25 protein-coding genes are annotated in these 24,906 nt (G+C 67.5%); 17 read left to right on the top strand and 8 right to left on the bottom strand.

Annotated elements, in window-relative coordinates; translation table 11 throughout:
* Window positions 1–318: 318 nt before the first annotated feature.
* Window positions 319–1,731: an aspartate kinase gene (locus tag FHR04_RS18115; RefSeq protein WP_039683644.1), complete on the bottom strand. Its 1,413-nt coding sequence runs from the start codon at window positions 1,729–1,731 to the stop codon at window positions 319–321.
* A gap of 485 nt (window positions 1,732–2,216) precedes the next feature.
* On the opposite strand from FHR04_RS18115, the gene gap reads away from it, so the two are divergent.
* From gap to FHR04_RS18095, 4 genes are all read left to right on the top strand, one after another.
* Window positions 2,217–3,212 (top strand): type I glyceraldehyde-3-phosphate dehydrogenase, encoded by a 996-nt coding sequence (gene gap / locus FHR04_RS18110; RefSeq protein ID WP_139404622.1) that lies wholly within the window; start codon window positions 2,217–2,219, stop codon window positions 3,210–3,212.
* Window positions 3,213–3,276: 64 nt separating this feature from the next.
* Window positions 3,277–4,446: a phosphoglycerate kinase gene (locus tag FHR04_RS18105; protein WP_139404613.1), complete on the top strand. Its 1,170-nt coding sequence runs from the start codon at window positions 3,277–3,279 to the stop codon at window positions 4,444–4,446.
* A gap of 104 nt (window positions 4,447–4,550) precedes the next feature.
* Window positions 4,551–5,285 carry a triose-phosphate isomerase gene (gene tpiA, locus FHR04_RS18100; protein ID WP_139404612.1) on the top strand — a complete coding sequence of 245 codons (735 nt, stop codon included), beginning with the start codon at window positions 4,551–4,553 and terminating at the stop codon, window positions 5,283–5,285.
* 144 nt (window positions 5,286–5,429) lie between these two features.
* Entirely contained in the window at window positions 5,430–6,629 is a 1,200-nt protein-coding gene (locus FHR04_RS18095) for an extracellular solute-binding protein (RefSeq protein ID WP_139404611.1), read from the top strand.
* On the opposite strand, the gene pepF is transcribed toward FHR04_RS18095, so the two are convergent.
* The 6 genes from pepF to FHR04_RS18065 all read right to left on the bottom strand — a co-directional run bounded on the left by pepF (window position 6,619) and on the right by FHR04_RS18065 (window position 11,410).
* Complete coding sequence (pepF, locus tag FHR04_RS18090; RefSeq protein ID WP_139404610.1) at window positions 6,619–8,445, bottom strand: oligoendopeptidase F; 1,827 nt, start codon at window positions 8,443–8,445, stop codon at window positions 6,619–6,621. The genes FHR04_RS18095 and pepF overlap by 11 nt on opposite strands.
* 65 nt (window positions 8,446–8,510) lie before the next feature.
* Window positions 8,511–9,401: a lysine biosynthesis protein LysX gene (lysX, locus tag FHR04_RS18085; protein ID WP_139404609.1), complete on the bottom strand. Its 891-nt coding sequence runs from the start codon at window positions 9,399–9,401 to the stop codon at window positions 8,511–8,513.
* Window positions 9,402–9,479: 78 nt separating this feature from the next.
* Window positions 9,480–9,653, bottom strand: a complete 174-nt coding sequence (gene lysW / locus FHR04_RS18080) for a lysine biosynthesis protein LysW (RefSeq protein WP_139404608.1) — start codon at window positions 9,651–9,653, stop codon at window positions 9,480–9,482.
* A gap of 49 nt (window positions 9,654–9,702) precedes the next feature.
* Window positions 9,703–10,059, bottom strand: a complete 357-nt coding sequence (locus FHR04_RS18075) for a hypothetical protein (RefSeq protein WP_139404607.1) — start codon at window positions 10,057–10,059, stop codon at window positions 9,703–9,705.
* Window positions 10,060–10,081: 22 nt separating this feature from the next.
* Window positions 10,082–10,609, bottom strand: coding sequence for a LeuD/DmdB family oxidoreductase small subunit (locus FHR04_RS18070; protein ID WP_139404606.1), 528 nt, complete (start codon window positions 10,607–10,609; stop codon window positions 10,082–10,084).
* A 93-nt stretch (window positions 10,610–10,702) separates the two neighbouring features.
* Window positions 10,703–11,410 carry a hypothetical protein gene (locus FHR04_RS18065; protein ID WP_139404605.1) on the bottom strand — a complete coding sequence of 236 codons (708 nt, stop codon included), beginning with the start codon at window positions 11,408–11,410 and terminating at the stop codon, window positions 10,703–10,705.
* Window positions 11,411–11,498: 88 nt separating this feature from the next.
* Between FHR04_RS18065 and FHR04_RS18060 the strand changes: the two genes are divergently transcribed.
* From FHR04_RS18060 to FHR04_RS18035, 6 genes are read left to right on the top strand one after another with little or no spacing between them, the layout of a single operon-like run.
* The gene (locus FHR04_RS18060; RefSeq protein ID WP_139404604.1) at window positions 11,499–13,754 is read left to right on the top strand and encodes a heavy metal translocating P-type ATPase; all 2,256 of its coding nucleotides are present in this window, start codon (window positions 11,499–11,501) and stop codon (window positions 13,752–13,754) included.
* 1 nt (window position 13,755) lies between these two features.
* The gene (locus FHR04_RS18055) at window positions 13,756–14,007 is read left to right on the top strand and encodes a glutaredoxin family protein (protein ID WP_139404603.1); all 252 of its coding nucleotides are present in this window, start codon (window positions 13,756–13,758) and stop codon (window positions 14,005–14,007) included.
* Window positions 14,004–14,750: a ZIP family metal transporter gene (locus FHR04_RS18050; protein WP_139404602.1), complete on the top strand. Its 747-nt coding sequence runs from the start codon at window positions 14,004–14,006 to the stop codon at window positions 14,748–14,750. The genes FHR04_RS18055 and FHR04_RS18050 overlap by 4 nt, the downstream gene beginning before the upstream one ends.
* A gap of 35 nt (window positions 14,751–14,785) precedes the next feature.
* Complete coding sequence (locus tag FHR04_RS18045; protein WP_139404601.1) at window positions 14,786–15,163, top strand: ArsR/SmtB family transcription factor; 378 nt, start codon at window positions 14,786–14,788, stop codon at window positions 15,161–15,163.
* Complete coding sequence (locus FHR04_RS18040) at window positions 15,150–15,599, top strand: hypothetical protein (protein WP_249039205.1); 450 nt, start codon at window positions 15,150–15,152, stop codon at window positions 15,597–15,599. The genes FHR04_RS18045 and FHR04_RS18040 overlap by 14 nt, the downstream gene beginning before the upstream one ends.
* 40 nt (window positions 15,600–15,639) lie before the next feature.
* Window positions 15,640–17,502: an ABC transporter ATP-binding protein gene (locus FHR04_RS18035; protein ID WP_139404600.1), complete on the top strand. Its 1,863-nt coding sequence runs from the start codon at window positions 15,640–15,642 to the stop codon at window positions 17,500–17,502.
* Here the strand turns inward: FHR04_RS18035 and FHR04_RS18030 are convergent.
* On the bottom strand, window positions 17,486–18,406 hold the full coding sequence (locus tag FHR04_RS18030) for an alpha/beta fold hydrolase (protein WP_139404599.1): 921 nt from the start codon (window positions 18,404–18,406) through the stop codon (window positions 17,486–17,488). The two genes, FHR04_RS18035 and FHR04_RS18030, sit on opposite strands and share 17 nt — an antisense overlap.
* A gap of 147 nt (window positions 18,407–18,553) precedes the next feature.
* Between FHR04_RS18030 and gmk the strand changes: the two genes are divergently transcribed.
* The 7 genes from gmk (at window position 18,554) to FHR04_RS17995 (ending at window position 24,902) form a co-directional block, all read left to right on the top strand.
* Window positions 18,554–19,267, top strand: a complete 714-nt coding sequence (gene gmk, locus FHR04_RS18025; protein ID WP_139404598.1) for a guanylate kinase — start codon at window positions 18,554–18,556, stop codon at window positions 19,265–19,267.
* A gap of 9 nt (window positions 19,268–19,276) precedes the next feature.
* Window positions 19,277–19,795 (top strand): macro domain-containing protein, encoded by a 519-nt coding sequence (locus tag FHR04_RS18020; RefSeq protein ID WP_139404597.1) that lies wholly within the window; start codon window positions 19,277–19,279, stop codon window positions 19,793–19,795.
* An 84-nt stretch (window positions 19,796–19,879) separates the two neighbouring features.
* Entirely contained in the window at window positions 19,880–20,698 is an 819-nt protein-coding gene (locus FHR04_RS18015) for a hypothetical protein (protein WP_081995006.1), read from the top strand.
* Window positions 20,699–20,897: 199 nt separating this feature from the next.
* Window positions 20,898–21,581, top strand: a complete 684-nt coding sequence (locus FHR04_RS18010; protein ID WP_039683615.1) for a PspA/IM30 family protein — start codon at window positions 20,898–20,900, stop codon at window positions 21,579–21,581.
* 108 nt (window positions 21,582–21,689) lie between these two features.
* Window positions 21,690–22,424 (top strand): CoA transferase subunit A, encoded by a 735-nt coding sequence (locus FHR04_RS18005; RefSeq protein ID WP_139404596.1) that lies wholly within the window; start codon window positions 21,690–21,692, stop codon window positions 22,422–22,424.
* Window positions 22,425–22,426: 2 nt separating this feature from the next.
* Window positions 22,427–23,065, top strand: coding sequence for a CoA transferase subunit B (locus tag FHR04_RS18000; RefSeq protein ID WP_139404595.1), 639 nt, complete (start codon window positions 22,427–22,429; stop codon window positions 23,063–23,065).
* A 121-nt stretch (window positions 23,066–23,186) separates the two neighbouring features.
* The gene (locus FHR04_RS17995; RefSeq protein WP_249039204.1) at window positions 23,187–24,902 is read left to right on the top strand and encodes a PASTA domain-containing protein; all 1,716 of its coding nucleotides are present in this window, start codon (window positions 23,187–23,189) and stop codon (window positions 24,900–24,902) included.
* Window positions 24,903–24,906 lie beyond the last annotated feature (4 nt).

The following is a 24,906-nucleotide window of genomic DNA, read 5'->3' as shown; positions in this document are numbered from 1 at the left end:
ACCCTGCAGGACTTTACTGAGACCCTCGCTCAGCAGTGCGCCTGGTTGGAGACCCAACCCGATCTCCTTTCCCAGCACACCCTCTTCCATTGGTGGCCTTTGTTAAGGAATTAATCGGATTCCGTATGAGATGTTCGGTCCATCTCCGCGCGTTGCTCTCCCCTGTCCCGCCATGATTGGGCTTGCATGAACTGTCAGGGCAAAAACTTTTGGAGGCAAACACCTTGTGAGGACGGCAGTTTAGATGACTCGAGAATATAAGGTTCAAGTGATTTAATTCACGATAGATCTAATTCGTGAAAAATTTGTCCTTTGGACTCACTTGATCTCCTCCACCGGCTGTCCCAGGCCGAAGGCGGCGTGGACCGCCCGCGTGGCCTCATCGACCTGCAGACCTTCAATGGCGACAGAGATGTTCAGCTCGCTGCTGCCCTGGGAGATCATCAGGATGTTGATGTCCTGACTGGCAAGGGCCGTGAACAGCCGGGCCGACACGCCGCGCTGACCGCGCATGCCGCTGCCCACAATAGCCAGAACCGCCACGTCGGACTGACGGTCCACCTTCAGTTCGCGGCTGACCCCGGCGCGCAGGGCCGACAGCGTGCGCTCGGCGTCGCCGCTCTGGACGGCCAGCGACACGTTACTCATGGAGCTGCTCTGAGACACCATCAGCAGGGTGATGTTTTCACGGGCAATGGCGTCGAACACGCTGGCGATCACCTCTGGAATCCCCAGTACCCCCGCGCCGCTGATGTTAATGATCGAGACGTTGCGAATGGCGGTGACGGCCTTGACCGGATGCCCGGCCTCGTCGTGCGCCTGGGCCTGCACCAGCGTGCCAGGAAAGTCCGGATCGGCGGCGCTCTTGACCCGCAGCGGAATGCCGCTCTCCTGCAGTGGCGTCACTGCCAGCGGGTGCAGCACCTTCGCGCCGAAGTAGGCCAGTTCCATCACCTCCCCGTAACTGAGGGTGGTGATGTTGCGGGCGTCTTTCACGACGCGGGGGTCCGCGCTCATCACCCCGTCCACGTCCTTCCACGCCCAGACCTCGTCCGCACCCAGCGCCTTCCCGATGATCGTGGCCGAGAAGTCGGTGCCGCCGCGTCCCAGCGTGGTGATCGCGCCGCGCTCGGTTTCCCCCATAAATCCCGAGACCACAGGGGTGACCCCGGCCGCCAGCAGGCCGCTCAGGCGGTCCCGGACGCGTTCGTAGGTGGTGGCCAGCGGCTTGGCATTGCCGAAATGGTGATCGGTCAGGATGCCCGCCTCACCCCCTGTCAGCGCGTGGGCGCGGTGCTGCTGGGCTTCCAGGGCCAGCGCCATCAGCGGGGCCGAGAGCCGCTCGCCGAAGGCCACGATCAGGTCACGGCTGCGGGGGGTCAGCTCGCGCAGCAGGTACACGCCGTACACCGCCTGACGCAGCGTCTCGTGCATCTCGCGGATGTCACGCACGGTGGCACTGTCGGGCGCCGCGCCGAGTTCCTGGGCCGCCGTGAAGTGGCGCGTTCGCAGCGCGGCGATCTCGTCGTTGGCGGCAGCAATGTCGCCGGATTCCGCCGCGTCGGCCAGGGCCAGCAGGCCATTGGTCACCCCGGCCATCGCGGAGACGACCACCACGACCCGCACGCCGGTCACGAGGCTGCGGCCGGCCAGCGAGGCGCTGTGGCGGATGGCTCCCGAGTCCTGCATGTTGGTGCCGCCGAATTTCATCACGAGAAGGGTGTCGCTCATGCGGCTCAGTATGGGGCGCGGCTGGGGGACGCAGAACATAAAGTCTGGGCAGCGGCGTCTGGGGCGAGAACGAGAAGAACTGTGGATCATGCTCGCGCCCCACGTTCTCTGCTCTGTCCACTCTCCAACACCTGAGTGTCGAGTACCCACACCGTTTGGCGGCAGCGGTCACGTCCAACAGGGTCAGCACCTCGGCCGCCAGCCGCGGGCGGACGCGACGGATCAGGGGTGATGCTGATGTCGCCGTGCTGGGATGACTCGTCTATTGACCGGCGTCCGGCAACCGGTCTTTTCCGCAGCCCATCCAGACCGCGCACTGCGCTGAGCAACGCCGCGACGACCAATGTGACGCTTTGGTGTAGATGAGACGCGAAGCCGAAACAGCGGTCAGCCGTTAGACTGAGCCATGAGAGGTCAGTCGCCGCCCACCGTGGACGGCGGCCCTCACGACTGGAGGAAGCATGACGGGAAACAATTCGGGCAAGATGAAAGTGGGCATCAACGGGTTCGGCCGCATCGGGCGTCTGGTGTTCCGCATCCTGATGGACCGGGGCGTGGACGTGGTGGCGATCAATGACCTGACCGACAACAAGACGCTGGCGACGCTGCTCAAGTACGACTCCACCGCCGGCCGCTTTAACGGCACCGTGGACTACGACGAGGACAGCATGACCGTCAACGGACAGAAGATCCACACGCTGGCCGAACGCGATCCCGCCAACATCAAGTGGGGCGAGATGGGCGCGGACATCGTCATCGAGTCCACCGGCATCTTCACCAGCCGTGAGGGCGCGAGCAAGCACCTGGCCGGCGGTGCCAAGAAGGTGCTGATCACCGCGCCCGCCAAGAACGAGGACTTCTCCATTGTGCTGGGCGTCAATGAGCAGGATTACGATCCCAAGAACCACCACATCATCAGCAACGCGAGCTGCACCACCAACAGCCTGGGCGCGCCGATGAAGCTGCTGGACGAGGCGTTTGGCATCGAGAAGGCCATCATGACCACCGTCCACAGCTACACCAACGATCAGCGCATCCTGGACCTGCCGCACAGCGATCTGCGCCGCGCGCGGGCCGCCGCCATCAACATCATCCCCACCAGCACGGGCGCGGCCAAGGCCGTGTCGCAGGTGTACCCCAAGCTGAAGGGCAAGTTCGACGGCACCTCGCTGCGTGTGCCCACCCCCGTCGGCAGCATCAGCGACGTGGTGGTCATCCTGGGCCGTGACGTGACCGTGGAAGAGGTCAACGACGTGTTCCGCAAGGCCGCCGAGGGCAGTTACAAGAACATCATCAAGTACACCGAAGACCCGATTGTGCTGCAGGACATCGTGGGTGACCCGCACAGCGCGATCATCGACGGCGGCCTGACCATGGCGATGGGCAACCTGGTCAAGTTCTTCTCCTGGTACGACAACGAGTGGGGCTACAGCAACCGGATTGCCGATCTGGTGGAACTGGTTCAGGAAAAAGGCGCTTAAGCATTGACGGAAGATGGTGGAGGGCTGAGGCCTTCTGCCATCTTTTTTATATGAGGGAGGAAGGATGAAAAATCTCGATCAACTCGACGTGAAGGGCAAGCGCGTCCTCGTGCGCGTGGATTACAACGTGCCGATCAAGGACGGCGTGGTGCAGGACGACACCCGCGTCACGGCCAGCCTGCCCACCATCAAGAAACTGCTGGAGATGGGCGCGGCCTCGGTGGTGCTGATGAGCCACTTCGGACGCCCCAAGAACGGGCCGGAGGCGAAATACAGCCTGAAGCCCGTGGCGGAGGTGCTGTCCAAAGCGCTGGGTCAGGACGTGACGTTTATCGACAGCCTGCCGTCGGGCGACGAGACGCTGGTGGCGGTGCGGAACCTGAAGGCGGGCGCGGTGGCCCTGCTGGAAAACGTGCGTTTCGAGGCGGGCGAGGAAAAGAACGACGCGGGCCTGAACGCCCGGCTGGCGCGGCTGGGCGACGCCTTCGTGCTGGACGCCTTCGGCAGCGCGCACCGGGCGCACTCGTCGGTCAGCGGTGTGGCGGGCGAGTTGCCGCACGCGGCAGGCCTGCTGCTTCAGCGTGAGGTGGACGCCCTGGGCCGGCTGCTGCACGATCCGGCGCGGCCCTACGTGGTGATCATCGGCGGCGCGAAGGTCAGCGACAAGATCAAGGTGATCGAGAACCTGCTGCCCAAGGTGGACCGCATGCTGATCGGCGGCGGCATGGCCTACACCTTTATCAAGTCGCAGGGCGGCCAGATCGGGGCCAGCATCCACGAGGATGACCAGCTCGATCTCGCCAAGCGCCTGTTGGCCACGTACGGCGACAAGCTGATGCTGCCCACGGACGTGATCGCCGCCGACGCCTTCAGCGCGGATGCGAACACCAAAATCGTGCCCAGTGACCAGATTCCCGACGGTTGGCAGGGACTGGACGCCGGGCCGGACACGGTCAAGGCCTACACCGAAGCGCTTCATGGCGCGAAAACCGTGTTCTGGAACGGGCCGCTGGGTGTCTTCGAGTTCGAGGCGTTCGCGGGCGGCACCAACGCGATTGCGAAAGCCGTAGGCAACCTGAGCGACGCCTACACGGTGATCGGCGGCGGCGACAGCGTCAGCGCCATCAACAAGAGCGGGCAGGCCGATAAGGTCTCGCACATCTCTACCGGCGGCGGCGCCAGCCTGGAACTGCTGGAAGGGCAGGCGCTGCCCGGCGTGGAGGCGATGGTCTGACGGTTGTCTAAGGGTCCAACGGTCTAGGGGCTGAAAGACAAGAATCTTTGCGCCCAGACCCTTAGACCCACTCGCTTCCCCCCTCTCATCCAAGGAGTCCCCCCATGCCCCAGAACCTGCTGGCCCTGAACTGGAAGATGAACAAGACCCCCGCCGAGGCCCGCGCCTGGGCCGAGGAACTGCGCGAGAAGTTGGAACCCGGCGAGGCCGAACTGGCGGTGATGGCCCCGTCCATCACGCTGCCGTCGCTGGCGGCGCATCTGCCCCCCGGCGTGGCGCTGGGGGCGCAGGACGTCTCCAAGCATGAATCGGGCGCGTACACCGGCGAGATCAGCGCCGCCATGCTGGTGGACGTGGGCGCGAAATACGTTGTGGTGGGCCACAGCGAACGCCGCGAGTACCACGGCGAGACGGACGCGGACGTGGCCGCCAAGGCCAAGCAGGCGCAGGCCAACGGCCTGATTCCGATTGTCTGTGTGGGCGAGGGTCTGGACGTACGCGAGAAGGGCGAACAGGTGGCCTACACGCTGAAACAGCTGGAGGGCAGCCTGAGCGGTGTGGGGCCGGACGTCGTGGTGGCCTACGAACCGGTCTGGGCCATCGGCACCGGCAAGACCGCCACCGCCGACGACGCCGAGGAACTGGCCGCCGCCATCCGGGACGCGCTGACGGAGCGTTATGGCAGCGATGCCGACGGCATCCGCATCCTGTACGGCGGCAGCGTCAAGGCCGACAACATCGCCAGCATCTGCGGCCAGCCCAATGTGAACGGCGCGCTGGTGGGCGGCGCGAGCCTCAAGGTGCCGGACGTGGTGGGGATGAATGACGCTTTGAAGTGAGAGCTTGAGTTCCAGCGAAACCTGAATCTTTAGGATATAAAACTCAACTCCTCAGCAGGAACAGGCCCCGCCTCGGGTGCGGTCTGTTGTCCTGTTGCGGACCCGTTGCGATGGTCAGGGAAGGTTGATGTACCCTTAGGAACAATGAAAATCAGGCCCGCGTGGTGCATCGGATTCATTCTCGCCTGCCTGGGCAGCGCCAGGGCGGACAGCCTCTCGGTCTGGAGCCACTTTATTGGTGCGGACGCCGGGTGGCTCAGGGCACAGGCCCAGACCTTCAGCGCCCGCACCGGCCAGCAGGTCAGCGTCCACAACGTCTCGTTCACTGCTGCGGTGACCAGCTTCATGGGCGACGAGCGCCCGTCAGGCGTCCCAGCGCCCGACGTCTTCGTCGGTGTCCCGCACGACTACCTGGCCCTGTCCGTGTGGCGTGGGGTGGTTGCCGCCCCCGGCCCCTTCAAACTCACGGCGACCGATGACGACGCCCCGACTCTGGAGACGATGAAAATAGGCGGCAAGCTGTACGGTCTGCCCCTGACAGCAGAAGCCGTGGCGTTGGCCTACAACAGACAGTTGGTTCGGGATGCGCCCAGAACCTGGCCCGCCCTGATGGACGCCGCCCGCGTCAATTCCTGGGGGGGCCGGTCTGGTTTGGCTTGGGACACGCGCAACCCCTACATGAACTACGGCCTGATCAGCGCGTATGGCGGGTACGTGTTCGGAAAGGGCAAGAGCGGCCCTGATGTACAAGATGTTGGACTTGCCAGTGCCGGGGCCGTGAAAGCGGCGGTGCTGATCAACGATCTGATTTACCAGGACGGGGTGATGCACGCCGCCGTGGATGAGGGCGAGGCCAAGCGCCTGTTCCTCACGGGCAAGGCGGCCATGTTTCTGGCCGGCCCCTGGGACATGGGTGATCTTGTACAGGCAGGAATGGACTTCGGGCTCGCGCCGCTGCCCAGACCGCCCGGCGCGGCCCGCGAATGGAGTCCGTTCGTCAGCGTCTCTGGGGTCTACGTGAGCGCCGACAGCACGCAGAAAACCGTGGCCGCGCAGTTTGCCCGGCAACTCACGGGTCAGGAAGCACAGGTGGCGCTGGCGAAGGCGGGCGGGCGCATTCCGGCCAGCCGCCGCGCCCGCGCCGAACTGCGGAACAATCCAATCGTGAGCGGCTTTGGTCAGGTGATCGGTCAGGGAACACCCCTGCCGCATATCGTGAATCCAGACGCCTTGTGGCAGTCATGGGGCGAGGCGATGGCCGCAACGGTGGCCGTGCCCAGGCCCGATTACTCAAAAATTCTGAGTCGTGCAGTCGATCAGATGAAGTCTGCTTTCAAGCCTTGACCGTCCCTACCAGCTCTTCCAGCCGGTCCACGTACCCGGCCAGGGTGCGGAACGTCGCCTCCACGGGTTCGGGGCTGAGCATGTCCACCCCTGCCTCTTTCAATGCGTCGATGGGATCGAGGCTGCCGCCGGACTTCAGGAAGCGCAGGTAAGTCTCGCGGGCGGCGTGCTCATCCTCGCCGAACTGTTCGAGCAACTGGTGCGCCGCGCTGATGCCGGTGGAGTACTGGTAGGCGTAGAAATTGGCGTACAGGTGGGTGGAAAACTGCGCCCAGAGGATGCCGCTGCGCTCACGATCCATCTTGACGCCGTCGCCGTAGCCCTGAGCCAGCAGATCGGCGGTCAGCTCGATCAGATCCGGGGCGCTCAGGGTGCCGCCCGCCTCGATGCGGCGGTAGCATTCCAGCTCGAAGGCGGCCAGCGTGGGCATGATGAAGAAGTAGCGGTGGAAGTTGCCCAGCGCCTCCTCGATGATGGCGACTTCCAGCGCGGTGTCCCCGGCGGCGCGGGCCTCTTTCAGCAGGTGCTGGCGCACCATCGCCTGGTTGAAGTTGCTGGCGACTTCGGCGTGGAACAGCGTGTAGCGCGGCACCGAGTACGGGTGTTCGCGCATGGACAGCAGCGAGTGCATGGAGTGGCCGATTTCGTGGGCCAGGGTGCTGTAGCTGCCCAGCGTGCCGTTCCAGGTCATGAAGATGAACGGCTTGACCCGCCCGCCGCCGTTGCTGTACGCGCCCTGGCGTTTGCCGTCGTTCTCGGCGTAGTCCACCCAGCGGTCTTCGGTCAGGCCGAAGCGCAGGTCTTTCACGTACGCCTCGCCCAGCGGGGCCATGCCGGCGGCGATCCAGTCCACCGCCTGCGCGTACTCCACCTTGCGGGGGGGCACCAGCGAGGCCTTCACGTCGTACTCGCGCAGTTCCTCCAGGCCCAGCCAGTCGCGGCGCACCCTCCAGTAGCGGTGCCAGATCGGGGTGTTGGCGCGGTAGGTGTCCAGCAACGTGGTCACCACTTCGGTGGGAATGCGGTCGGGCGCCAGGGACGCGGTGATGGCGTCCGGGTAGTGCCGGGCGCGGGCCAGGAAAACACTCTGGCGCACGTTGGTGGCGTACATGGCGGCCTGCGAGTGGCGGGCGGCCAGGTGGGCGTCGGCGTAGTTTTCCCAGGCTTCACGCCTGACCTCGCGGTCGGGGCCACTGACCAGGCTGTCCACGTTGCCCTGCGTGACCTTCACGCCGCCCGCCGTGCCGAAGCGCAAGTCCATGTTCGCCAGCGCCGGGTGAATGCCGCGCTCGGAGGCGAAGGGGGCGCCCACCGCGCCCAGCAGTTCCTCCACCTCGCCGCTGCGGACGTGCGGGCGGCTGCGCAGGATGCGCTCCAGGCGCACGCGCTGATCGGCGAAGTCGGGGCGCCCCAGCCAATCGTTCACCGTGGCCTCGTCCAGCGCCAGCAGCTCGGGGCGGAAAAAGGCGGACACGCTGCCGTAGCGGGCGGCAATGCTGCTGGCCCGGTCGCGGCGGGCGGCGGCTTCCGCGTCGTGGCCGTCCACGCTGGCGGTCATGCTCGCGTAGGAGAAGAAGCGGCTCAGGCGCAACTCCACGTCGTCGGCCACCTTCAGGTAGGTCAGCAGGGCCTCGGGCGTGGTCAGTTGACCGGCGTAGGCGGCCAGGGCGTCGATGGCGGCGGGCAGCGCTTCGGCCTCTGCCTCCCAGGCCTGCGGCGTGGCGAACAGCGCCTCGATGTCCCAGGTCTGTTCACGCGGCACGTCGGCACGGGCGGGAAGGCTGCGGGGCTGTCCGGACGACGGCGCTGTTGTCATGTGCCCGAGGCTAGAGCATTCCGCCTGTGCAAGTCAGCACGAGGCGGGACGTCAGTCCCGAGCCGCTAGACAGCTTGACCGGCAGGCGCCTTTTCCAGCAGTCCAATCGCGTACTCGCCCATCCGGCGGGGAATGTCCACGCCCGTCGTGGAGACGCTGTTCTTGAACTCCATGGTGTGGTTGATCTCGATGACCAGCAGGCCGCCCCACTCGCCCCGGCGCTGCGGGTCTTCCACCAGATCGATGGCGACGATGCGCCCGTCCACGGCGGCAGCAGACCGCACGGCCAGATCGGCCAGCTCAGGCGTGACCTCGCAGTTGCTGGCCTTGGCGCCGCGCGCCGTGTTGGTGATCCAGTGTTCAGACGTGCGGTAGATCGCGCCGATGCACTCGCCGCCGATGACGAAGGCGCGGATGTCGCGCCCCGGCTTGTTCACCAGTTCCTGCACGTAGAAGACGCCGTGCTGCGGGCCGCCCAGCACTTCCTTGTGTTCGATGACGGCCTCGGCGGCGTCGCGGTCATTGAGCCGGCTGACCATGCGCCCCCAGGAACCCACTGTGGGCTTGAGCACCAGCGGGTAGCCCAGAGATTCGATCTGTTCCAGCGCGGCGTCGCCGTCGAAGCTGACCCCGGTGCGCGGGGTGGGCAGCCCGGCGGCGTGCAGGCGGGCGTTCGTCGCCAGCTTGTCGCCGCACAACTCGATGACGTGGCCGGGGTTGATCACCTGCACGCCGAAGCCCTCCAGCGCGCGGGTGACCGCGTGGCCGCGCGTCTGGCTGACGCAGCGCTCGATGGCGACTCTCCACGGCACGGCGGCGGCGCCCGCGTCGTCGAAGGTCAGTTTCAGGTGCGGGACGTACACCTTGTCGTAGGGCGTGCCCAGGGCGTCCAGCGCCTCGAACAGCATCTTCTCGTCGGGGCGGATGCGGTCATACAGCACGGCAAGTTCGGCCATAGCAGTTCAGGGAAAAAGCCTCCAGCAAACGGCGGCCAGGGCAGGGGCTGCGCTGACCGCCAGATGCCGACAGAGGGCTTACTCTCCCCAGTCCTCCGCTTCCTGCGGGGCGGCTTCCAGTCGGGGCGGGTCTACGGACACGACTTCATATTCCACGCCCGTTTCGTCGTCGATCACCAGTTCGCCCAGTTCAGGATTGGTCAGTTCGATAGGCGCACCGGTATCCGGATTCTCAAATTGGATAGTCGTCATCATTTCTCCTTGCGTTTGATAGGCTAAGGGATCATAAGGTTTTCAAACGCTATTGGCTAGACAGAGCGGGGCGATCCTCTTCGTCCTCGAATTCCAGCTCGATGCTGGCCTGACAGTGGGGACAGCTCACCAGGCTGACCTCGCTGCCGTCGGTGGCCTGCACGGTGGGAGCGGCCGCCAGGACGTCCTCGGTGACCTCGAATTCCTCGTTGCAGTTGGGGCACAGGGTCAGGATGCCCAGCAGTTCCAGCTCGAAGTCCTCGCCGCCGCCGTTGCGGGTGATTTCCATCTCGGCGTTGCACGAGTCGCACACGATCACGTCGCCCACCTTCAGCTCGGCGCGGTCGGCGTCACTCAGTTCCAGCACCTCGGCGCAGACGGGGCATTCAATTTCCAGCGTAGCCATAACCTCCAGTCTACGGGGTCTGCTACGGGGTTTGGCCTTCCGAGGGCTTTTCTCCGGGACTGTGTTCACCCGGAAAACGCCCGTGCTTCTTGAAAAAGGCCAGGATGCTGCCTTCGGCCAGCGCCTCGCGCAGAAATTCGGGCGGGGGCGGCAGTTGCACGGTGCCGCGCGGGTGGGTCAGCACGCCCGTGTCGATGTCCAGCGTGACCTCTTCGCCGTCCTCCAGCACCCCGGTCAGGTCGGCCTCGAAGGCGGGAATGCCCAGATTTAAGAGGTTGCGGTAATGGATGCGCGCGAAGCTGGGGGCGACGATGGCCCCCACCCGCAGCTTCTTGAGGGCCTGCGGGGCGTACTCGCGGCTGCTGCCCAGGCCCCAGTTGCGCCCGCCGATCAGCACGTCGCCGGGCTCAACCTGCGCGGCGAATTCCGGGCGGGTGTAGTGGAAGGCGAAGGTCTGGAACACGTCCTCGCCGGCCATGAACGGCGCGAACTTGCCGGGCAGGATGTCGTCGGTGTTCACGCTGTCGCCAAATTTCCAGACGCGGGGCATGGAAAAGTATGGCGCGTGGCCGCGCGTCTAAGGGTCTAAAGGTCTAAAAGTCTGAGGAGCAAGCAGTCCGTGCTTTCTTAAACCCTTGACCCTTTACGGCTTTTCCCACTCGATCACGGCGCGGTGGCGCAGGTAGAACAGAAACTGGGAGCCGAGCAGGACGATGTTGAACAGCACCGCCGACAGCACACGGCCCGACAGGTCATAGACCTTCGCCAGCGGCGTGTACGGGCGCTCGGGGGTGAGCAGCAGCACCACCGAGACGGCCAGCACCAGCAGCACCAGCATCACAATCAGGGCGTACTTGTTCGTGGTGTAAAACGCCTGCCACGCCCCGCTGCGGGACGTGTGAATGCGGCCGCTGGTCAGGTTCGTACGCACGCCGTCCACGCTCAGGGCCAGGGTCACGCGGGTGCCGGCTGAAAAGGCGAAGGCCTTCTCCCGGAGCAGGCGCTCGGTCAGACGTTCGGTACGCTCCTGCACCTCGGTCAGGTGGATGCCGAACACGCGCACCACCACAAAGCGGCCATCGTCCAGGGTATTGACCAGACCCGGCAGGCTCTGGCCCGCCTGCGGCCACGACAGCAGCAGCAGCGCCCCGGCCCGCACCTCGGCGCGGTCATGGGCGATCACCAGATCAATCACGTTCTGGGCGTGCTCGGTCAGGGAGTCGTCGGCGTGTCGCAGAGGCAGAAAGCGCCAGCCGCTGAACACCCGCTCCCACAGCGAGTGGTCATGCAGATCCGCGCCGGGCGCAACGGGAATCACGCAGATCGAGCGCAGGTAATTGGCGGCGGGCATCAACCAGAGGCTACTTCATCCGCCCGCTCCTTCCCCGGTGATCGGCCCACCCACGACATCTGAGCAACCATTCAGATATACTTCTGGCATGGCTTCCCCCTGCCCCGCCTCCGGTGCCGCCCCCCTGGTGTATTTCGTGGACGGAATGGACTGCGCGAGTTGCGTGCAGAAGGTGGAGGCGATGGTGAACCGCCTGCCCGGCACGGCGGAGGTCAGGACCAGTTTTGCCAGGCAGACCCTCAAGCTCGAACTGGACGAGGCGCAGACGCCGCGCGCCACGCTGGAGAAGAATCTGCTGGCGCTGGGCTACACGCCATCGTTGCAAGAAACGGCGCAGAGCAAGGCGGCCCAGCCACCGCACGAAGACCACAGCGGGCACGATCACGCGGCGGAGGATCACGCCGGGCACGTTCACGAGGTGCTGCCCGCCGGGACGCCGTGGTACCGGGGCAAGCAGGGCAAACTGGTGATTTTCTCGGGCGTGCTGCTGGCGCTGGCCTGGGGCTTCGGCTTCATCGAGCCGGGGCTGTCGGTGTACGGCTACGTCGCGGCCACCGTGCTGGGGGTGTGGCCGCTGGCGAAGCAGGCGTGGGCCAGCGCGCGGCTGGGCGATCCCTTCTCGATCAATATGCTGGTCTCGCTGGCCGCCATCGGCGCCGTTGCCATCGGGCAGGCGGCTGAGGGCGCCGTCGTCGTGTTCTTCTTCGCCATTGGGGAACTGCTGGAAGGCGTGGCGGCGGGCCGGGCGCGGGCGGGGATTCAGGCACTGGCGGCGCTGGCCCCCAAGACGGCGCTGCTGGTGGAGGGCAGCGGGACGCGCGAGGTTCCCGCCGATTCGCTGCAGATCGGGCAGACCGTGCAGGTGCGCCCCGGCGGGCGGGTGCCGGCGGACGGCACGATTCTGAGCGGCACCTCCAATCTGGACGACAGCCCGGTGACCGGCGAGAGCATGCCGGTGACCAAGACCGTGGGCGACACGGTGTTCGCGGGCAGCATCAACACCGACGGCGTGCTGAGCGTCACGGTGGAGAAGGAAGCCAGCGACAACACCATCGCCCGGATTATCGAGCTGGTGGAGGAGGCCGAGGGCAGCAAGGCGGCCACGGCACGCTTTATTGACCGTTTCAGCCGGTACTACACGCCCGGAGTGGTGCTGGTGTCGGCACTCGTCGCCCTGGTGCCGCCGCTACTGCTGGGCGCAGAGTGGTACCCGTGGCTGTACAAGGGCATCACGCTGCTGCTGATCGGCTGCCCGTGCGCGCTGGTGCTGAGCGTGCCCGCCGCCATTACCAGCGGCATCAGCGCGGGCACGCGGCGCGGGCTGCTGATCAAGGGCGGCGCGGCGCTGGAGACGATTGGCACGGTCAAGACGGTGGCCTTCGACAAGACGGGCACGCTGACGGCGGGCAAACCGCGCGTGACGGACGTGATCGGCGCGGGCGTGTCTGAGGGTGAGGTTTTGCGACTGGCCGCCGCCGTCGAGTCGGGCAGCTCGCACCCGCTGGCGCAGGCGATTACGAAAGAAGCGGCGCGGCTGAACGTTACCGCTCCCGCCGCGCAGGACGCCAAAGCGATTGCCGGGAAGGGTGCCAGCGCCAGCGTGGAGGGCCGCAGCCTCTTTATCAGCTCCCCTCAACACGCCGCCAGCACCCTGAAATTGACGCCTGACCTTCAGGGCAAGTTGACCGCGCTGGAGGAGGCGGGCAAGACGGCGGTGGTGCTGCACAGCGCGGACGCGGTGCTGGGCGTCCTCGCCATCCGCGACGAGCCGCGCGAGGATGCCAAAGCTGCGATTGCCCGCCTGAAAGAAATGGGCGTGAACGCCGTGATGCTCACCGGCGACAACGCCCGCACGGGCCGCGCGATTGCTTCCGGCCTGGGGCTGGATGTGCAGGCCGAACTGCTGCCGGAAGACAAGCTGCGGCTGATTTCCGAACTCAAGAAGAATGGCGGCGTGGCGATGGTGGGCGACGGCATCAACGACGCCCCGGCGCTGGCGCAGGCGGACGTGGGCATCGCGATGGGTGGCGGCACCGACGTGGCGCTGGAAACGGCGGACGCGGCGCTGCTGCGCGAGCGGGTGGGCGACGTGGCCGATCTGGTGCAGCTGTCGCGCGACACCATGACCAACATCAAGTGGAACATTGCCTTCGCGCTGGGCCTTAAGGCGATCTTTCTGGTCACCACGCTGCTGGGCTACACGAACCTGTGGATGGCGATTCTGGCGGATACCGGGGCCACGGCCATCGTGACCGCCAACGCGCTGCGGCTGCTGGGGTGGAAGGGCGGCGCGGTCAGAAAAGCCCCAGCGCCGTCCGGGCTGCCCGCCTCGGGAGGGGTTTAACATGGCTCCGGACATCACGGTTTACACGGTGCCGGGCTGCGCCGATTGCGAGGCGGTCAAGCGGCTGTTGAAGGGCAAGGGAGCCGCCTTCACCGAGAAAAACGTGCGCGAAGACCCGGCGGCGCTGGCCGAGATGCAGGCGCGGGCGGGCGTGCGAATCGCGCCGGTGACGGTCATCGGCGAGCAGGTCTTTTCCGGCTATTTCGATGACCAGCGGCCCGGCCTCCTGGCGGCGCTGGAAGCCGCGCAGTGAACGTCTCGCTGGCCCAGATTCTGCTGCTGACACTGATTCCGGTGGCGGCCACGGTGCTGGGGGGCGTGGTGGCGAGTTTCCGCCCGCCGGGGCCGCGCCTTCGCAGCTTCGTGCAGCACTTCGCGGCGGGGGTGGTGTTCGCCGCCGTGGCCGGGGAACTGCTGCCCGAGATCACGGCGGGGGGGCAGCCGCTGGGCGTGGTGATCGGCTTCGTGCTGGGCGTGGGCCTGATGCTGGCGGTGCGGGCGCTGGTGGGACGGCTGGAACCGGAGGAAGAGGGGGACGGGGCAGAGGACGCGGACGCCCCGCGTTCCGCCACCGGCCTGCTGGCCGCCGTGGGCATCGACATCCTGATCGACGGCCTGCTGATCGGCGTGGGCTTCGCGGCGGGCGAGCGGGTGGGCACGCTGCTGGTGGTGGCGCTGACGCTGGAGCTGCTGTTTCTGGGCCTGTCGGTGGCGGCCAGCCTGGGGGAGCGCGGCGTGTCCAGGGGCCGCAGCATCCTGACCGTGTCGGGGCTGAGCCTGCTGGTGATCGTGGGGGCGGCGCTGGGCGGCACGCTCTTGCGCGGTCTGACCGGGTTGCCGCTGGAAATCGTGCTGTCCTTCAGCGCGGCGGCGCTGCTGTATCTGGTCACCGAGGAGCTGCTGGTGGAGGCCCACGAGGTCAAGGAAACGCCCCTGATCACCAGCGCCTTTTTCCTGGGCTTCATCGCCCTGTACCTGATCGAGCTGGGATCGTGACCGGGCCAAACGCCACGCCGCGCTACACTGGGCAAATGATAATCGCCTCTCAAGAAGGCACAGTTTCAGAGGGCGTCTGCGAGGTGAATTGCGTTCATCCCGAAGCGGTAGCTGAGGCGCGAGCGGCGCTACCGGACGGACAGGAGGTCGAGACGGCCAGCGCCTTCCTGAAACTGGTGGGCGATCCCACCCGCCTGAAAATCCTGAGCGCCCTCAAGGCCCGTGAGCTGTGCGTCTGCGATCTGGCGGCAGTGGTGGGCCTCTCGGAGAGCGCCGTGAGCCACCAGCTGCGGCTGCTGCGGGCCGGGCGGGTGGTGACCTTTCGCAAGGCGGGGCGGGTGGCGTACTACCGCCTGCTGGATCACCACGTCATCCTGCTGATCGAGAGCGCCCTTGACCATGCCAGGGAGTAGTTCGGGGACGCAGCGCTGGCTCAGGCTGGGCGCGGTGCTGGCGATTCTGGCCGTTCTGGGCAGCTTCGCGGGCGTGTGGCTGGCGCGCGAGGTGGGGGCGCGCGGGCCGCTGTACTGCATCGGACAGGCAGGCGAGCTGTGGAACGGCGTGGCCCCCTTGCCGCCCGGCTTCCAGCCGGAATGCCCGCAGAGCAGCAGCTACCGCGCCGAGGTTCGTGCCGGCGACACGCGCGTGGAACAGTACCGGGTTGAGGGCTGGCAACCGCGCGCCCTGATTGCCGCCATGACAGCGGGCGGTTACCTCCAGCTCACCGACGAGCCGATCGGGCCGGGCAATTACGCGGCGTTCCTGGGCCGCGCGGGCGTGCCGGAAGTGCAGTATCTGGCGAACCGGGAGGGCGACACCACATTGATCACGCTGAGCGGACGGCCCTGATCACGGTGCCGCACGCCCGGATGCGCCAGACTCGGGGCCGATGACCGGCGCGGCCCGCAAGCAAACTCCTGTCCAGAACGAGAACGTCGCGCTGTCGCACCGGCTGCGTGACTTGCTCAGCACGCTGGGTCTGGTGTGGCGGGCCAGCCCCCGGCACAGCGTCACCTACGCGGCCACGACATTGATCAGCAGCGCCCTGCCCGCCGCCAACCTGTACGTCGGCAAGCTGCTGCTGGACGAGGTGGCGCAGGCGGCGGGCGGCGGCGTGACCTACGCGGCGCTGCTGACCCTGCTGGCCGTTCAGGTGGCATTGGGCGTGTTCGGCAGCCTGCTGAGTACGGTGGGCACCGCCTCGCAGCAACTCTTGGGCGACAGCCTGCAGCACAGCGTCAGCCGCCGCATTCTGGACAAGGCGTCGGGCCTGAGCGTGGAGGCTTTCGAGAACGCCGAGACGTATGACCGGCTGCAACAGGCGTACCGCGAGGTGGGTTCGCGGCCCCTGGGCGTGGCGACGCAACTGGTGGGGCTGGCGGGGGCCGCCGTGACGCTGGTGTCGGTGGGGGCGCTGATGGCACGGCTGGGCGTGTGGGTGCTGCCCCTGGTGCTGCTGGCGAGCGTGCCGGGGGTGATCGTCAGCAACCGCTTCGGCGTCGAGGGTTACCGCATGCTGCGCCGCCAGACGCACGACGCGCGGGTGCAGAACTACCTGGGGGGGCTGCTGACCTCCGACACACTGGTCAAGGAGGTGCGCCTGTTCGGCTTCGAGGGCCACCTGCTGGGGCGCTGGCGCGAGTACTACCTGGGCTTCCGCAAAACGCTGGAGGATCTGGTGCGCCGCCGCTCGGCGTGGGGCTTTTCGGCGGCATTGGCCTCAGCCCTGCTCGTCGGGCTGGCGAGCGCGCTGATTCTGCGGCGAGCCGCCGATGGGCAGATCAGCGTGGGCGACTTTTCCATCTTCGTGCTGGGCATCGCGCAGGTGCAGGCCACGGTGAGCGGATTACTCAACGGCGTCAGCGGCATCTACCAGAACCTGCTGTACATGCGCAACCTCTTCGACTTTCTGGAACTGCCGGGGCGCGATCTGGACGCCGGGGAAGTGTGGAGCGGGCCAATCGACACCATCGAGTTCCGGGACGTGGGCTTCCGCTACCCGCTGACCGAGCGTGACGTGCTGCGCGGCGTGAACTTCAGCGTGCGGCGCGGGCAGGCGCTGGCGCTGGTGGGCGAGAACGGCGCGGGCAAGACCACCCTGGTCAAGCTGCTGACGCGCCTCTTTGAGCCGAGCAGCGGCACCATCCTGCTGAACGGCATGGACGCCGCGCGCTTCAGCCCGCGCAGCGTGCAAAAGCAGATGAGCATCATTTTCCAGGACTTCGGCCAGTACCAGATGAGCGCCCGCGAGAACGTCGCGCTGGCGGAGGTGGCGCGGCTGAGCGAGGAAGGGGGTGTGGAGAGTGCGGTGGGGCGGGCCGGGGCCGAGTTCGTGGACGAGTTGCCCGAGGGCCTGAATACTCCGCTGGGCCGACTGTTTCAGGGCGGGCGGCAACTGTCGGGCGGGCAGTGGCAGCGACTGGCGCTGGCGCGGCTGTACTTCCGGGACGCCTCGGTGCTGGTCTTCGACGAACCGACGGCGGCGCTGGACGCCCGCGCGGAGGCGGAGACCATCGAGGCGCTGCAGGCGCAGACCACAGACCGGATTACACTGCTGATCTCGCACCGCTTTTCCACCGTGCGGCTGGCCGATCAGATCGTGGTGCTGGAGGGCGGCGTGATCGTGGAAGCGGGTAGCCACGCGGAATTGATCGCGCGGGGTGGGCAGTACGCCTCTCTCTACAACTTGCAGGCGCGGGGGTACGGGGCGGCCTTGGAGGGCGGCGCGGGGGCGGTCAGCGGCCCGGCTTGATCCGGTCTAGGCGGGCGTCCTCAGCCTGCCACTGCTGCGCGATGGCCGCCGCCTTGACCGCCACCCAGGCCAGCGCGTCGCTGTTGGGAAACGAGATGGCGCTGTGGTCCTCGCGCGAGGAGATGAAGCGCTCAATGCCGGTGCGGGTGCCGTCCAGCCGGACGTTGGGCGTGACCTCGAACAGGTAGTTGACCGGCCAGCCGCCGCTCGCGCCGGGACGGGCCGGCAGGCGCTTGCTCTGGACCTCCAGATCGAGGGCCACGTTGGGCCACACGATGTCCTTGGCCCCCACCGTGCGCCCGGCCACCGTAAAGGCGTCGCAAGCCTGCAGGGGGGACGGTTCGTCGCCGTAGACATCGCCCAACTCGCGGATGCCTTCCCCGAAGTCGGATTTCCAGGCCACGCAGATGCCGTCCAGATCCACCTGCAGGGCCACCGGCACGTACGGATTGACGCGGGCCAGATGGTGCAGCCACACCGAGCCCTGCGAATGACCCAGCAGCACCAGCCGGGGCGGACGGGCGGCCTTCATCCAGGTTTGCGCCACGCGGGCGAAGTCCGAACGCAGCGCCTCATAGCCGCGCTGGGGGCCACCGATGTACTCGGAGGAAAACGTGGCGGCGGCGTTGCTGGCGTACCCCGAGACCTGCACGCGGTAGCCCGCCGCCGTGAAGACATCCGCCAGTCGGTCCAGCGTGCCGCGTGATCCCAGGTAGTCCCAGTTGTCGCGCGGGGCCAGACACGGCGGCCCACAGCGGCCGGACATGCTGAAGATCACCACGTCCGGCGGCGGCCCCTGCAGGTTCAGCGCGGGGGTGCGCGCCGGATGCACCACGTACAGCGGCGTGCAGGCCACCAGCCCCAGCAGCAGGGTCAGCAACGGAACGGTCAGGCGGGACCACACGCTTCAGTGTAGGGGCCGCCGCCCACGCAGGAAATGGACCGGAGCTTTGGTCTGGCCTCACACTCCGCCGGGGGTGGCCCGGCCCCGCCGCCCGCTTCGCCCGCACCCCTTTGAACGCGGCACACCTTGCGGGTATTCTGGACGGCAATGACGCTCGACCAGGCCGCACCCTCCACACCGCCCACCGCCCGCCGGGGCCTTCTGATCGTGATTACCGGGGCCTCCGGCGTGGGCAAGGGCACGCTGCGCGAACGCTGGCTGGCCGGGCAGAACGTGTTCTACAGCACGTCCTGGACCACCCGCGAGGCCCGCGCCGGGGAACGGCACGGCGTGGATTACGTGTTCGTGCCGCCGGAGGTGTTCGACAGCAAGGCCAGGGCCGGCGGCTTCCTGGAACACGCGGCCTTCGTGGGCAACCGCTACGGCACGCCCATCGAGCCCATCGAGGCCGCCCTGGCGCGTGGGCAGGACGTGGTGCTGGAAATCGAGGTGGAGGGGGCCATGCAGGTCAAGGCGCGCATGGGCGAGGAGGCCGTGCTGGTCTTTATCATGCCGCCCAGCCTGACCGAGTTGCGCCGCCGGCTGGAGGGCCGCGCCACCGAAACACCCGAGCGCATCGAGAAGCGCCTGCGCCGCGCCCGCGAGGAGATTCAGGAAGCCCACGCCTTCCGCTACGTGATCGTCAACGACGATCTCGACCGCGCCGTCGAGGAACTGCTGGCCGTGCAGCAGGCCGAGCGGGCCGCGCAGGTGCCCAGCAGCGAGTGGACCGCGGAGGACCGTGCGGCGGTCACGGCGGCGCAGGCGGTCCGCAGCGAGACGCTGGACGCGCAGGACCTGCAGCGCGTCGTGGATTCGTAGGGGGAAAGGATGCCACTCAGGATCGTTCAGGGCGACATCGCCGCGCAGGACTGCGCCGCCGTCGTGACCGCCGCCAACCAGCAACTGATGGGGGGTGGTGGAGTAGACGGCGCGATCCACCGCGCAGCGGGGCCGGAATTGCTTAGGGCCATTCGCAGGATCGGCGGCACGCCCACCGGGACCGCGGTGATTACCCCCGCGTTCGAGCTGGAGCATCGCGGCGTGCAGGCCGTGATTCACGCCGTGGGGCCGATCTGGCGCGGCGGCCACAGCGGCGAGGCCGATCTGCTGGCCGGGGCGTACCGCCGCAGCCTGGAACTGGCCGTAGAACATGACTGCCCCTGCGTCGCCTTTCCGTCCATCAGCACCGGGGTCTACGGGTATCCCACCGAGCAGGCCGCCCCTGTGGCCCTGACCACCATTCAGGATTTTCTGAGTGTTCACCCTGAACTGGAGGTCCGCATGGTGCTGTACGACGCGGGCAGCCTGCAGGTCTATCAGCGGGCGCTGGCGCGGCTGGTCGGGTAACCCGGCGCAGCGACCCGTTTCCCGCCGCTGGCCGTCAGCCGCCTCAAAGTCCACGCTCATGCGCGGCGCTTAGGATGCGCCCATATGTTCCCTGAACCCACTCCAGCTTCCCTGACCCCTGCGCGCCGCGCCGCGCGCAAGCTGCTGCTGCTGGGGGCTGCGGGCCTCGGCGCACTGACGCTGTCCGCCCCGGCCTCGGCCCAGACTGCCGCACCCAAAGCCGCCGCCACCTCTGCGGCCACCTCGCAGGCCACCAGCGCCCTCGCCATCGAGGTCAGCGCCGCCATCAAGGGCCAGATCGTCAGTTGCCCGTCCAGCCTGAAGCTCAGCCCGCGCGCCGTGTGCCTGTACGTCAAGAGCGGCGCGGCCTCGCTGCGCCCGCTGATTGCGGGCAAACTCAGCGGGCGCGCGGTGGGCACCTGGAAAACCACCGGCAAGGCCAGCACCCTGCTGGTCCGCGAGCGCGCAGGTGGGCCGCTGGGGGCCTTTTTGCTGCTCAGCGCGCTGAACGACAAGGAAAGCCTGGTGGTGGTGGACGCCGCGCAGGCAGCGGCAGCCCCCGCCGCCGGCAAGCCCGCCACCCCGGCCGGCGTGGTCAAGGGGCAGCCCTATGTGCTGGGCCGTGACCTGGCCGGCGTGGTCAGCGTGACCAGCCAGGGCGGCGGCAGCTACCGCCTGACCACCGAGGACGGCTCGGTGCTGACCGCCACGGTGGGGCGCAAATCCGCACAGACCAGTAACGGCACCGTGGAACTGCCGCTGGCCCCCGCCACCGACGGCAGCAACCTGATCTTCCCGCTCGACGGTCTGCGGGCGCTGGGCTGCACCGTCACCCCGGCCGGCAAGAGCCTGACCGTGGCCTGCGGGGCCGACAGCATCGGGCTGCGGCCCATCGTGTTCTGAAGGCAGGCAGGTCTGGAAACGAGGTGGACGGCATGGCCCGTCCACCTCTTGTGCTGTCCGGCCCAAGGCTTGAGCAAGGGTTGACCCTCGCCTCATAAGCGGACGCGGCGGCAACCCCCCGGACGTCAAGTGCGTAATCATAGCTGCAATCGCCCGCACCATCCCAGGGCGTTGTTGACTTCTCAAGGAGGATCCACCCATGAGCATACTTGACCGACTGTCCCGGCTGCTGCGCGCCAACGTGAACGACATGATCAGCAAGGCGGAAGACCCTGCCAAGATTATCGATCAGGCCCTGCGCGACATGCGCGCCGCCTACGGTGAGGCCCGCAGCGAGGTGGCCGAGGCCATGAGCCAGAACGCCAAGCTGGAGCGCGAGGCGAACACCAACCGCCGTCTGGCCGACGAGTACGGCAAGAAGGCCGAGGAAGCGCTGCGCGGCGGCAACGAGGAACTGGCCCGCGAAGCGCTGCGCCGCGCCCAGAATTCCAAGGACCTGGCCCAGGGCTTCGACGAGCAGCGCACCACCCAGAGCAGCACCGTCGATCAGCTCAAGACCCAGCTGCGCGCGCTGGAAGCCAAGATCGACGAGATGGAGTCCAAGAAGTCGCTGCTGGCGGCCCGCCAGAAGACCGCGCAGGCCAGCGAGACCTTGGACCGCGCCAGCGGTTTCAACAAGGCAGGCGGCGCGATGGACGCCTTCGAGGAAATGGAGCAGCGCGTGGCAGGCATGGAAGACCGCAACAAGGCCATGACCGAACTGCGCAGCGAGAACGACATCGACGCCCAGCTGAAAGACCTGGGCCGCGACCGCGACCTGGAAGACGCCATGGCCGCCCTGAAGGCCAAGGTCCACGGCGACTCGGGAGCCAGCAAGGGCTAGTTTCGTCTCCTTTCCCCAAACGGATCTCTCCCCTGCGGCCCGGCGCGGGGGAGTTTTTAGTGGGCACGTGACCCCGCCGTGACGCCCGGCGGCTACACTGTTCGGGACATGAATAAAGTGTACTCAAACGCCGCCGAGGCGCTTTCGGATGTGGTGGCCGACGGGCAGACCGTCGCTGTGGGGGGCTTCGGGCTGTGCGGCATTCCCGAGGCGCTGATCGGGGCGCTGCGCGACAGCGGCGCCAAAGACCTGACGGCCGTGAGCAACAACGCGGGCGTGGACGGCTGGGGCCTGGGCCTGCTGCTCCAGACCCGCCAGATCCGCAAGATGATCAGCAGCTACGTGGGCGAGAACAAGGAGTTCGAGCGCCAGTATCTGGCCGGCGAGCTGGAGCTGGAATTCACGCCGCAGGGCACCCTGGCCGAGCGGATGCGTGCCGGCGGCGCAGGGATTCCCGGCTTTTACACGAAGACCGGCGTGGGCACGGTGGTGGCCGAGGGCAAGGAAGAGAAGGAATTCGACGGCGAGAAATACATCCTGGAACGCGGCATCGTGGCGGACCTGAGTCTGGTCAAGGCGTGGAAGGCCGACACGAGCGGCAATCTGGTGTACCGCAAGACCGCGCAGAACTTCAACCCGGTGGTGGCGACGTGTGGCCGCGTGACGGTGGCGGAAGTCGAGGAGATCGTGGAGACCGGCACGCTCGATCCCGACAGCATCGACACGCCGGGCATCTACGTGCAGCGGGTGGTGCTGAACGCCACGCCTGAAAAACGCATCGAGCAGCGGACCACCCGCAAGGCCGAAGCCACGGCCTCGTCCGCCGCCGGAGAGGAGGTCTAGAGATGCCCTGGAACCGTGACGAGATGGCGGCCCGCGCCGCCCAGGAATTGCAGGACGGCTACTACGTGAACCTGGGCATCGGCCTGCCCACCATGGTGGCCAACCACATCCCGCCGGGCGTGTCGGTGATGTTGCAGTCGGAAAACGGCCTGCTGGGCATCGGCCCCTTTCCCACCGACGACGAGGTGGACCCGGACCTGATCAACGCGGGCAAGCAGACGGTCACCGCGCTGCCCGGCGCGAGCTTCTTCTCCAGCGCCGACAGCTTCGCCATGATCCGGGGCGGCCACATCAACCTCGCCATTCTGGGGGCCATGCAGGTCAGTGAACGCGGCGATCTGGCCAACTGGATGATTCCCGGCAAGATGGTCAAGGGCATGGGCGGCGCGATGGATCTGGTGGCCGGGGTGCAGCGGGTGGTGGTGCTGATGGAACACGTGGCGAAGGGCAACGCCCACAAGATTCTGCAGGACTGCACCCTGCCGCTGACCGGCGTGGGCGTGGTCAACCGCATCATCACCGATCTGGGCGTGCTGGACGTGGCCGAGGGCGGCCTGCATCTGGTGGAACTGGCTCCCGGCGTGACGCTGGAGGACCTCAGGGAAAAGACGGGGGCGGAGGTTCAGGACCGGCGCGCCTGAAAGTCTGACCCGGCCCACAAACCTCTCGGCCATCCGGCTTTCGGCCCCGCCTGCCCGGTGGGGCCGTGACATTGTTCACCCGTCCACCCCCCGCGCACGGCCCGCGCTATGCTGTGTGCGAATGACGGGGCAGGCGAACGGGACGGGAGCAACCACCAAGATGACCACCATCGACGGCAAGTACGGCGTGTTGAGGGAACTGTCGCGGTACGGCAACGTGACGCTCTCCGAGGTCCGGGCCGCCGAGGGCGTGACCCGTCAGGTGGCGTGGTTCGACATCTCCACCCCGGCGGACCGTCAGGCGTTTCATGCCTACCGCTCGGTGCTGCGCGCTCTGAACCCGGCGGGATTGACCGACATCGTGGCGCGGCCCGGCGCGTACTACGCGGTGTGGCAGACGGTGGGGGGCATTCCGCTCGAAGGGGTGCTGGCCCAGCCCAAGAAGCGCCAGGAAACGGTGGACAACATCCGGACGCTGGCCGCCCGGCTGGCCGAACACGGTTACGCCCTCACGGACGCCGACATCGTGGTGGACGGGGACGAGCCGCGGCTCGCCTACCTGCGCGCCCTGCAGTTGCCCCGCACCCCCGAGGACATCGCGGCGCGCAACGCCCCCACCCTGGCGGCCCTGAACGGCGGGCGCATCCGGCGGCCCCGGCAGCCCGGCGCGTGGCTGACCTTCATTCCGGGGCTGCTGTTCCTGGGCGGCGCGGTCTACCTGGGCGCGCAGGCCGCGCAGATCTACCTGAACCCCCCGGTGCGCGAGGTGGCCTCGGTGGGCGGGCAGGAGGCGCGGGCCGCCGCCAGGAAACTGACCGCCGACGGCTTCCGGGTGGCCTACAGCGAGGGCCAGTCGGGCCGGCAGGGCGTCGGCACCATCATCCGGCAGGACCCGCCGGCCGGCACCAACCTGCCGATTGGCCGCCTGATCACGCTGACGGTGAACAACCCCCCGTCCATCGAGGTGCCCAAGCTGGAAGAGCAGAATCTGGAGCAGGCCAGGAACACCCTGAAAGACCGCTCGATGGTGCTGGGCAAGGTGCTGAAGGTGGACGGCACCCTGACCAACACGCCCGAGGGCCGCATCGTCTCGCAGCTGCCCGAGGCCGGGTCGCCGGCCCAGCGCGGCCAGCCGGTGCAGGTGATGGTCAGCGCGGGCATCAGCGGCAAGGAGACGTGGCTGCCCACCCTGACCGGACTGACCGTGGAACAGGCGCGCGAGTACGCCCGCACGGCGGGTCTGGTGGTCACCAAGGTCAGCGAGCAGCCCAGCGATAAGCCGCCCGGCAGCGTGCTGGAGCAGACGCCCGCGCCGTTCGTGCGGGTGGAGGTGGGCGGCCCCGTGACCCTGACCGTGGCGGTGGCCCGCTACAGCGCCCCCAGCCGCGCGACGGGCAGTCTGCCGCTGCCGCCCCCGCCGACTCCCGAAACGGCCACGCCCGAGGTGCCCAGCGGGCCGCAGCCGCTGCCACAGGAGCCAGACCCCGAGCCGTTGCCGCAGGAACAGATTCCGGCCCCGCAGGAACCGCCGGACACCACCGTACCCACGCCGCAGGAGATTCCGGCCACCCCACCCGAGTCGGACACGCCCGACACCAGCGCCCCGGCCACCCGCAGTGTCAGTTTCCAGTACACCTTCCCCACCGACCTGCCTGCCGGAACCTACAGCGTGGTGGTCAGCGACGCCAACGGCGAACGCCAGATCCTGCAGCCCACCGACGCCTCGCAACTGGCCGGACGCAACGCCAACAGTTCGGAGCCTCTGCAGGTGACGGGCGACGCGGTGTTTATCGTGCGGCGCGACGGCGCGGACTATGCGACCGTCGACCCGAACTAGCGCG

The sequence above is a fragment of the Deinococcus radiopugnans ATCC 19172 genome (genome assembly GCF_006335125.1).
Classification (GTDB): domain Bacteria; phylum Deinococcota; class Deinococci; order Deinococcales; family Deinococcaceae; genus Deinococcus; species Deinococcus radiopugnans.
Note: the sequence above shows the minus strand (reverse complement) of the source record. Positions and strands in the feature narration are given on the sequence as shown.

Coding starts and splice junctions, on each gene's coding strand:
- FHR04_RS18020 (WP_139404597.1), top strand. CDS start 19,277: ATGCCACTCAGGATCGTTCAGGGCGACATCGCCGCGCAGGACTGCGCC.
- FHR04_RS17995 (WP_249039204.1), top strand. CDS start 23,187: ATGACGGGGCAGGCGAACGGGACGGGAGCAACCACCAAGATGACCACC.
- FHR04_RS18015 (WP_081995006.1), top strand. CDS start 19,880: ATGTTCCCTGAACCCACTCCAGCTTCCCTGACCCCTGCGCGCCGCGCC.
- FHR04_RS18070 (WP_139404606.1), bottom strand. CDS start 10,609: ATGCCCCGCGTCTGGAAATTTGGCGACAGCGTGAACACCGACGACATC.
- FHR04_RS18005 (WP_139404596.1), top strand. CDS start 21,690: ATGAATAAAGTGTACTCAAACGCCGCCGAGGCGCTTTCGGATGTGGTG.
- gap (WP_139404622.1), top strand. CDS start 2,217: ATGAAAGTGGGCATCAACGGGTTCGGCCGCATCGGGCGTCTGGTGTTC.
- FHR04_RS18000 (WP_139404595.1), top strand. CDS start 22,427: ATGCCCTGGAACCGTGACGAGATGGCGGCCCGCGCCGCCCAGGAATTG.
- lysX (WP_139404609.1), bottom strand. CDS start 9,401: ATGGCCGAACTTGCCGTGCTGTATGACCGCATCCGCCCCGACGAGAAG.
- FHR04_RS18095 (WP_139404611.1), top strand. CDS start 5,430: ATGAAAATCAGGCCCGCGTGGTGCATCGGATTCATTCTCGCCTGCCTG.
- FHR04_RS18055 (WP_139404603.1), top strand. CDS start 13,756: ATGGCTCCGGACATCACGGTTTACACGGTGCCGGGCTGCGCCGATTGC.
- FHR04_RS18105 (WP_139404613.1), top strand. CDS start 3,277: ATGAAAAATCTCGATCAACTCGACGTGAAGGGCAAGCGCGTCCTCGTG.
- FHR04_RS18035 (WP_139404600.1), top strand. CDS start 15,640: ATGACCGGCGCGGCCCGCAAGCAAACTCCTGTCCAGAACGAGAACGTC.
- FHR04_RS18075 (WP_139404607.1), bottom strand. CDS start 10,059: ATGGCTACGCTGGAAATTGAATGCCCCGTCTGCGCCGAGGTGCTGGAA.
- lysW (WP_139404608.1), bottom strand. CDS start 9,653: ATGACGACTATCCAATTTGAGAATCCGGATACCGGTGCGCCTATCGAA.
- FHR04_RS18045 (WP_139404601.1), top strand. CDS start 14,786: ATGATAATCGCCTCTCAAGAAGGCACAGTTTCAGAGGGCGTCTGCGAG.
- pepF (WP_139404610.1), bottom strand. CDS start 8,445: ATGACAACAGCGCCGTCGTCCGGACAGCCCCGCAGCCTTCCCGCCCGT.
- FHR04_RS18065 (WP_139404605.1), bottom strand. CDS start 11,410: ATGCCCGCCGCCAATTACCTGCGCTCGATCTGCGTGATTCCCGTTGCG.
- FHR04_RS18060 (WP_139404604.1), top strand. CDS start 11,499: ATGGCTTCCCCCTGCCCCGCCTCCGGTGCCGCCCCCCTGGTGTATTTC.
- FHR04_RS18115 (WP_039683644.1), bottom strand. CDS start 1,731: ATGAGCGACACCCTTCTCGTGATGAAATTCGGCGGCACCAACATGCAG.
- tpiA (WP_139404612.1), top strand. CDS start 4,551: ATGCCCCAGAACCTGCTGGCCCTGAACTGGAAGATGAACAAGACCCCC.
- gmk (WP_139404598.1), top strand. CDS start 18,554: ATGACGCTCGACCAGGCCGCACCCTCCACACCGCCCACCGCCCGCCGG.
- FHR04_RS18040 (WP_249039205.1), top strand. CDS start 15,150: ATGCCAGGGAGTAGTTCGGGGACGCAGCGCTGGCTCAGGCTGGGCGCG.
- FHR04_RS18010 (WP_039683615.1), top strand. CDS start 20,898: ATGAGCATACTTGACCGACTGTCCCGGCTGCTGCGCGCCAACGTGAAC.